Annotated in this window: 7 protein-coding genes; 4 read left to right on the forward strand and 3 right to left on the reverse strand. The window is 68.5% G+C overall.

Annotated features, from left to right (window positions below; translation table 11 throughout):
* Window positions 1–1,200 (reverse strand): 3-deoxy-7-phosphoheptulonate synthase class II (locus tag AC1D1S_RS17275; protein WP_476995026.1); only part of this gene is annotated, 1,200 nt, incomplete at its 3' end.
* A gap of 84 nt (window positions 1,201–1,284) precedes the next feature.
* Window positions 1,285–2,127, reverse strand: a complete 843-nt coding sequence (locus AC1D1S_RS17280) for a lysophospholipid acyltransferase family protein (RefSeq protein WP_243179537.1) — start codon at window positions 2,125–2,127, stop codon at window positions 1,285–1,287.
* Between the two features lie 112 nt (window positions 2,128–2,239).
* Here AC1D1S_RS17280 and AC1D1S_RS17285 point away from each other — a divergent pair, with 112 nt between their 5' ends.
* Genes AC1D1S_RS17285 through AC1D1S_RS17295 form a run of 3 tightly spaced genes read left to right on the forward strand, consistent with a single transcriptional unit; the run spans window position 2,240 to window position 4,540 of the window.
* A complete protein-coding gene (locus AC1D1S_RS17285) occupies window positions 2,240–3,040 on the forward strand; it encodes an alpha/beta hydrolase (protein WP_476995024.1) in 801 nt (266 codons plus the stop codon).
* Window positions 3,037–3,840: an alpha/beta hydrolase gene (locus AC1D1S_RS17290; RefSeq protein WP_476945396.1), complete on the forward strand. Its 804-nt coding sequence runs from the start codon at window positions 3,037–3,039 to the stop codon at window positions 3,838–3,840. The genes AC1D1S_RS17285 and AC1D1S_RS17290 overlap by 4 nt, the downstream gene beginning before the upstream one ends.
* Window positions 3,833–4,540: a hypothetical protein gene (locus AC1D1S_RS17295; protein ID WP_476995025.1), complete on the forward strand. Its 708-nt coding sequence runs from the start codon at window positions 3,833–3,835 to the stop codon at window positions 4,538–4,540. The genes AC1D1S_RS17290 and AC1D1S_RS17295 overlap by 8 nt, the downstream gene beginning before the upstream one ends.
* A gap of 57 nt (window positions 4,541–4,597) precedes the next feature.
* On the opposite strand, the gene AC1D1S_RS17300 is transcribed toward AC1D1S_RS17295, so the two are convergent.
* Window positions 4,598–5,692 carry an ROK family glucokinase gene (locus AC1D1S_RS17300; protein ID WP_476943432.1) on the reverse strand — a complete coding sequence of 365 codons (1,095 nt, stop codon included), beginning with the start codon at window positions 5,690–5,692 and terminating at the stop codon, window positions 4,598–4,600.
* A 223-nt stretch (window positions 5,693–5,915) separates the two neighbouring features.
* Between AC1D1S_RS17300 and AC1D1S_RS17305 the strand changes: the two genes are divergently transcribed.
* Window positions 5,916–7,739 (forward strand): AMP-dependent synthetase/ligase, encoded by a 1,824-nt coding sequence (locus tag AC1D1S_RS17305; RefSeq protein ID WP_243179542.1) that lies wholly within the window; start codon window positions 5,916–5,918, stop codon window positions 7,737–7,739.
* Window positions 7,740–7,927 lie beyond the last annotated feature (188 nt).

The raw sequence follows: 7,927 nt of genomic DNA on the forward strand, positions 1-7,927 counted from the left end.
GTGGTGGACTTCGAAGAATCCGCGCACTTCATCAATGACGTCGTCGAAATTGCGGGTCTTGTAGCCGTTGGGCGAGGTGACCGTATTCCCGTGCATGGGGTCGGTGACCCAAAGGACCTGGGCCCCGGAAGCGGTGACGCGCTCGACGATCGCCGGCAGCTTCTCGCGGATGTTGCCCGCACCCATGCGGGTGATGAAGGTGAGCCGGCCGGGCTCCCGGTTCGGATCCAGCTTGTCGATCAGGCGCAGGGCGTCGTCGCCGCTGGTCGACGGGCCGAGCTTGACGCCGATCGGGTTGCGGACGCGGGAGAGGAAGTCAACGTGTGCGTGGTCCAGCTCGCGGGTCCGCTCCCCGATCCAGAGGAAGTGCGCGGAGGTGTCGTAGGGCAGCCCCGTGCGCGAGTCGATGCGGGTCAGGGCGCGCTCGTAGTCCAGCAGCAGGGCCTCGTGGCTCGCGTAGAATTCCACCCGCTTCAGGGCCTCGAAATCGGCACCGCAGGAGGCCATGAACTTGATGGCGCGGTCGATGTCCCGGGCCAGGGACTCGTAGCGGGCGTGGGCCGGGTTCTCGGTGAAGCCCTTGTTCCACTGGTGCACCAGGCGCAGGTCCGCGAAACCGCCCTGCGTGAAGGCGCGGATCAGGTTCAGCGTCRAAGCGGAGGTGTGGTAGGCCTTGAGCATCCGGCCGGCGTCGTGGGCGCGGGACTCGGGCGTGAAATCGTAGCCGTTGACGATGTCGCCCCGGTAGGCCGGCAGGGTGACGCCCTCGCGCGTTTCATCGTTGGAGGAGCGGGGCTTGGCGAACTGGCCAGCCATGCGGCCCATCTTGATGACGGGCATGGCCGCGCCGTAGGTCAGGACAACGGCCATCTGCAGGATGGTCCGGACGCGGGCGCTGATCTTGTCCGCCGTCGCGGCTTCGAAGGTCTCGGCGCAGTCGCCGCCCTGGAGCAGGAACGCCTTGCCCTGCGCGGCGGCGGCGAGCCGTTCGCGAAGGATGTCCACTTCGCCGGCGAACACGAGGGGCGGGAGGACGGAAAGTTCCTTGACGGACGCCTCGAACACAGCCGGGTCCGACCAGGTGGGCTGCTGCGAGGCCGGGAGCTCCCGCCAGTTGTCCAGTCCGGGATAGTTGGCGGCTCCGCTCTGGGCGGTGCTGGTCAGCGGGGAAACTGGTTTCTCAGATAGCTCGGTCACTATCTAAGGATAGTAGTCCCATCAAGGTTCGGGGGCCCTGCCTGTCATTGACAGCCCGGCTGCCGTCATATGGCGCCCGTGGCCCGCTCATGCGGGGCCGGGAACCTCCGGCCCCGCGTCCCCGGCAGCGGTTTCATTCGGGGTTTCCGGTGGGGCCGTGTTTGGGGCTTCGTTCGGGGTATTGCCGGCGGCCGCATCCTGCACCGCGTCAGGGCCCGCAAGGGTTTTGTCCGGGGCCGCGTCCTGCGCTTTGCCCGCCAGGCGGAGCTTTACGACGGCGGCGTACTCATCCACGTATTCCTGGCCGGAGAGGCGCATGAGTTCGTACATGATCTCGTCGGTCACTGAACGCTGGATCAGCCGGTCATCCTCCATGCCGTAGTAGCGGCTGAAGTCGAGCGGTTCGCCAAAGATCATGCCGATGCGGCGGATGTTGGGCACGCGCTTGCCGATCGGCTGGACTTTGTCCGTTCCGATCATTGCCACCGGGACGACCGGAACACGGGCCTGCAGCGCAAGGCGCGCAACCCCCACCTTGCCGCGGTAGAGGCGCCCGTCGGGGCTCCGGGTCCCCTCGGGGTAGATGCCCAGGAGGGAACCCTTCTTGAGCACGTCCATGCCGGCGTTCAGCGACTGCGCGGACGCAGCGCCCCCGGACCGGTCCATGGGGAGCTGGTTGGTGAGCCGGAAGAAGGCTGCGGTCAGCCTGCCCTTGATCCCGGTGCCGGTGAAGTATTCGGATTTCGCCAGGAACGCCACCGGCCGCGGCACCATGACCGGCATGAAGATGGAATCCGAGAAGGAGAGGTGGTTCGAGGCAAGGATCGCGGCGCCCTCAGCAGGGACGTTGTCAAGGCCCTTGACCCAGGGCCGGAACAGCAGCCTGAGCACCGGCCCCAGGACAAACGTCTTCATGAACCAATAAAACACTCGGCAACCTCTCCGGAAGGCGTCTGGCCTGCGGCCCGAACCGGGTCCGGCCAGGCTTCAATGGACACCTTACTCTAGTGAGTTTTGGCGCTAAGGGTGACACGATGGGCTCATGACTGAAAGCAGCACTCCCCCTGCGCCCGCCGCTTTCAGCTACCCCGRCCACGGCCCCAACGCCCGGACCGGTGTGGCCATCTGCCACGGCTTCACAGGCAGCCCGCTCAGCGTCCTGCCGTGGGCCCGCCACCTCGCCGCCCAGGGCTTCGCCGTATCGGTACCGCTTCTGCCCGGGCACGGCACCCACTGGCGGGACCTCGCCCGGCAGGGCTGGCAGGACTGGTACAGGAGCTTTGAAACGGCGTACCTGGACCTGGCCGGCCGGACTGATGACTGCTACGTCGCGGGACTGTCCATGGGCGGCACGATCGCCCTGCGTACCGCGGCCCGCCACGGCGTGGCCGGCGTGGCGGCTGTCAACCCCGGCCTGAGCTTCTATGACCGCAGGGTCCGGATCGTGGGACTGCTCAAGTACTTCCAGCGCACCACCACGCCCATCCAGGAGGAGAATTCCACGGCGGCCACCACCGACGACGGTGACTACTCCGTGACCCCGCTGGCCGCCGTCCACCAGTTGCGCCGGCTGTTCGCCGCGACCCTCCGGGACCTGCCGTCCGTCTCCGCCCCTGCCCTGGTGTTCAAGTCGGACACCGACGCCGTGGTCCCGCCGTCATCCCTGGCGCTGCTGCGCAGGCGGCTCGGGTCCCGGGAACTCACGGTGGTTCCCCTCCCGCACAGCGGGCACGTTGCCACCCTGGACGCCGATGCGCCGCTACTCTTTGAAGAATCAGTGCGTTTCTTCCTGCAGCACGCCCACGCCATTTCGCCGCCCCGCGCCCCCTCGGAGACCCCATGAGCATCCTCCCGGACCACTCGCCGTTCAGCAGCCCGTTCACGGGAACCATCCCCCGGACCGGCGTCGTGGTCTCGCACGGCTTCACCGGCAGCCCGCACGGTGTGCGGGACTGGGCGTTGTCCTTGGCCGGTGCCGGGTTCGCCGTCCGGCTGCCCCTGCTGCCGGGGCACGGAACGAGCTGGCAGGAGCTGGCCAAGACCCGGTGGCAGGACTGGCATGCTGCCTTGGACGCGGCCTACCTGGAGCTTGCGGAAGAATGCGACATCGTGGTCGTGGCGGGGCTGTCCATGGGCGGCGCCCTCGCGTTGCGGATCGCGGCCACCCGCCCTGTGGCGGGGGTGGTGGTGGTCAACCCCGGCCTGGTTATCGATGATCCCCGCGCCCCGCTGGCGGGCGTCTTGAAGTTTGTCCTCAAGAGCACCCCTGCGATCGCCAATGACATCCTCAAACCGGGCATGGACGAGTGCGCCTACCCGCGCACTCCGGTGGCCGCCGCGCACGAGCTCAACAAGATGTTCAAGGACACCGTGCGGCTGCTGCCCCGCGTCACGGCTCCGGTCCGGGTCTACCGTTCCACGGTGGACCATGTGGTGTCCGAATCCAGCATGGAGGCCCTGCGCCGCGGGTTGACCAACGCCCCGCTCGAGGTGGTCCGGCTGGAAAACAGCTACCACGTCGCTACCATGGACAACGACGCGCCCGAGATCTTCCGTGGCACGGCCGAATTTGTCCGGTATGTTGCAGCCGCAGCCGGTCCGGGCGCCGCCCGCGCCAGCCGGAAGGACACGGCCAATGACTAAACCGGACCCCGGCGTCCCTGACCCCGAGACCCCTGACCCAGAAAACGACAGGTCGCCTGGCGCTGACGCATCCGGCCTCCAGCGCCCGGGCACCACCCCGCCCCCTGAGGCGCAGGACCCGGCCGCCGCGGCCGCACCGCTTGCCGATGACGACGCCGTGTGGCTGGATCTCGTCGCCAGGCTGGAAGGGGTCGGGCAAGGCGGAGACGAGGCAGTTGGGGGAACTGACGGCCCGGCCGGCGGAACGGACAGCGCCGCCGGCACCGGCGCTCGCTCCGGCGCCGGCACCGGTGCGAACAGGTCGTTCAGCGATTTCGACCCGCTGGGCCTCGCCGGCGTCGCGCCGATCGAACTTTCCGCCAGGGAGCGGCTCGCCTCCGCCCCGGGGAACCCGGCCGCGGGCAGCAATGAGGCGCCGGACACCGCATCCGGCCCCCGGGACTACGAGGCCGACGACGACGATGGCGTGTTCGTCCCGGAGGAGCCGCCCAGCCTGGCCGGTGCAGATCCGATGACCGTCCTTGCCTGGATTGGCGCGGTGGGCGGCCCGATTGCGCTCGTGTTCTCGGCGATGTTCTGGCGGTCGGCCCCGACGCTGGCGATCGTGGGCATGGTGGCCGCGTTCGCGGCCTCCGTGGTGTTCCTGATCATGAAGCTGCCGGGCGAGAAGGACGAGCACGACGACGGGGCTCGCATCTAGTCCACCGGTCAGGGCGCCAGCCACCGCGCTGGTTGGTTCAGGGCCCAGGAAGGCACGCTACTGGGTGTGCATGCGGCTGCTGACCCGGGAGAGGTCGGCGGCGCCGATCAGTCCGGCGTTGGGTCCCAGGGCGGCCAGTTCGATCTCCGCCGCGGGGCGGAAGCCGCGGCCGGTGAGGTTCCGCGCGAAGGCCTTCCGGGCGGGCGCGACGAGCAGCTCGCCGGCGTCGCAGAGTCCGCCGCCGATCACGAACTTGCCTGGGTCCAGTGCCGCTGCGAGGTTCGCCAGGCCAAGGCCCAGCCATTCCCCGACGTCCTCGAGGAGTTCGCGGGAGGTCTGGTCCCCGGCCTTGGCCAGCTCCGTCACGATCACGCCCGTAATGCGTTCCACGTCGCCGTCCACGGCCTTGAGCAGTTCCTGGGCAACCGGGGAATTCGCGGCGGCCAGTTCCCTGGCCTCGCGGCCGAGCGCATTGCCCGAGGCGTATTGTTCCCAGCAGCCGCGGTTGCCGCACTCGCAGCGGTGCCCGCCCGGCATGATGATTTGGTGGCCGAACTCCCCCGCCACACCGAAGCGGCCGCGTTCGAGCCGTCCGTCCATGACCATGGCCCCGCCGATTCCGGTTCCCAGGGTGATGCAGACCAGACGGTCCTGTCCCTGTCCGGCGCCGAAGCGCCATTCCGCCCAGGCGGCGGCGTCGGCGTCGTTGGTCAGCAGGACGGGGCGGCGCAGCAGCCGCTGCAGGTTCTCGCGCAGCGGTTCATTGCGCCAGGCCAGGTGCGGGCTGAAGAGGACAGTGCCGCCGTCGAGGTCCATCCAGCCGGCAGCGCCGATTCCGACCGACCAGATCCGGTGTCCGGCGCCCAGCTCTCCGACCAGTTCGACGATGACCTGTTCCACGGCGCGCGGGTCGTTGCCCGGGGTGGAGCGTTTGGCCTGGCTGAGGATCCTGCCCTCGGCGTCCACCACGCCGGCAGCAACCTTGGTTCCCCCGATGTCGACGCCGATCGCCAGGCCCTTGCGGCCCAGCCGCAGGTGTGAGCGGAGGTCGTGCCCGGCAGTGGCGGCCGCGGCGCCGGCCAGGGTCCTGCTTCGCCAGGCGGCGGTCCGGCGGCGCAGGCCGGGCTGCCGGCCGGGTGTTGGTGTCTGCATGGTGCCCCATTCTATTCGCCGGGGCCGCAACGGCAGCGAAGGCCCGGCCGCATGACGCGGCAGCAGAGCGCCGCGCACGTGTCCGCAGCAGCCCCGACTGGCGGAACGGCGGTCCCGACCGTAAAGTTACTGGCCAGTAGGTGTCGCAGAACACACCTTCGGGGGGCCGCATACTAGGCTTAGCGGTACCCCTTGCGGGCCTATGGATACCAAAGGAGCTGTCGTGCGAGAAATCATTGTCCCGCCCCTGGTGAATGTCGATCCGGACACCAATGTCACCGATCTCGTGGTGCGCCAGGCGGCCAAGGCCTCCAACCCCGCGCTGTTCTCGCGGCTCGACGCAGCCGGCCAGTGGCAGGACGTCCGCGCCACCGAATTCCTGGCCGACGTCTCGGCCCTCGCCAAGGGCCTCATGGCCAGCGGTGTGGCCGCCGGCGACCGAGTGGGCATCATGTCCCGCACCCGGTATGAATGGGCCCTGATCGACTTCGCCATCTGGTTCGCCGGCGCCGTCTCGGTCCCCATCTATGAAACCTCCTCCCCTTCCCAGGTGGCCTGGAACCTTGGCGATTCCGGCGCCGTGGCCGCGTTCGGCGAATCGGCGCACCACGAGGACATCATCCGGCAGGCGGCCACCTCCGAGGGCCTCACCGCCCTGGGGCATGTCTGGCAGCTCGAGGGCGACAGCCTGGACGAGGTCCGTGCGGCCGGAGCCGGCGTCAGTGATGCCGAGCTTGAGGCACGCCGCAGCCAGGCGTCCCTTAACGATGTCGCCACGATCATCTACACCTCGGGCACCACCGGCCGACCCAAGGGCTGCGAGCTGACGCACGGCAACTTCGTGGAACTGTCCGAGAACGCGCTGGTCACGTCGCTGGGCACGATCGTCCACGAGCAGGCGCGGACCATCATGTTCCTGCCGATGGCCCACGTCTTCGCACGCTTCATCTCTGTGCTGGCAGTCGCGGCCGGCGTCACGGTGGCGCACACCCCGGATATCAAGAACCTGCTGCCGGATCTGCAGAGCTACAAACCGACCTTTATCCTCGCCGTTCCGCGCGTTTTCGAGAAGGTCTACAACTCAGCCCTGACCAAGGCCGAGGACGGCGGCAAGGGCGCCATCTTCCACCGCGCCGCGGATACCGCCATCGAATTCTCCCGGGCCCGGCAGGCCGGCAAGGTCGGGCTCGTGCTGAAGCTCAAGCACGCCGTGTTCGACAAGCTCGTGTACAGCAAGCTCCGGGCTGCCATGGGCGGGAACGTCTCCCATGCCGTTTCAGGCGGCGGCCCGCTCGGTGAACGGCTGGGCCACTTCTTCCAGGGCATCGGCATGCAGATCCTGGAAGGGTACGGGCTGACTGAAACCACGGCCCCGGTCACGGTCAACACCCCCGACCTGATCAAGATTGGCACCGTCGGCGCCCCGATTCCGGGCAACTCCGTCAGGATCGCGGACGACGGCGAGATCCTCGCCAAGGGCGTGTGCGTCATGCGCGGCTACTACAAGCGCGATGACCTGTCCGCCGCGACCTTCGACGACGACGGCTGGTTCCGCACCGGCGACATCGGCCAGCTGGACGAGGCTGGATTCCTGACCATCACCGGGCGCAAGAAGGAAATCATCGTCACGGCCGGCGGCAAGAACGTGGTCCCTGCCCTGCTGGAAGACCAGATCCGGGCCGACGCGCTCGTCTCGCAGGTGCTCGTGGTGGGCGACAACCGCCCGTTCATCGGCGCCCTGGTGACCCTGGACGAGGAAGCCCTCCCCGGCTGGCTGGGCCGCCACGGGCTCCCGGCCTCGACCCCTCTCGCCGAGGCTGCCGTCAACCCCGCCGTCAAGGCCGCGGTCCAGGAGCTCATCAACCACGCCAACCAGTCCGTATCCCAGGCCGAGGCGATCAAGTCTTTCCGGATCGTGCCGGCCGACTTCACCGAGGCCTCCGGACATCTGACCCCCTCCATGAAGGTCAAGCGGGCCCAGGTGCTCAAGGACTTCGAGAACGTGATCGAGGAAATGTACAGCGCCAAGCGTCCCACCCTCGCCTAGGCTGCAACCGCGACCGCCCCGCCCCAGAGCAACGCGGGGTCAGATACGGCCCATCCGGCGCCCCCTGATGGGCCGTATCTGGCCCCGCGTTGCTTTCGTTTGGGAGGCAGTGCTCGGCAGAAACAGAAGGGTCCTTCCGGCGGAAGCCGGAAAGGACCCTTCTGTTTTTGATGGGTGCGGTGTTGCCG

The organism is Arthrobacter sp. P1_A5 (assembly GCF_056406825.1).

Coding starts and splice junctions, on each gene's coding strand:
- AC1D1S_RS17290 (WP_476945396.1), top strand. CDS start 3,037: ATGAGCATCCTCCCGGACCACTCGCCGTTCAGCAGCCCGTTCACGGGA.
- AC1D1S_RS17295 (WP_476995025.1), top strand. CDS start 3,833: ATGACTAAACCGGACCCCGGCGTCCCTGACCCCGAGACCCCTGACCCA.
- AC1D1S_RS17300 (WP_476943432.1), bottom strand. CDS start 5,692: ATGCAGACACCAACACCCGGCCGGCAGCCCGGCCTGCGCCGCCGGACC.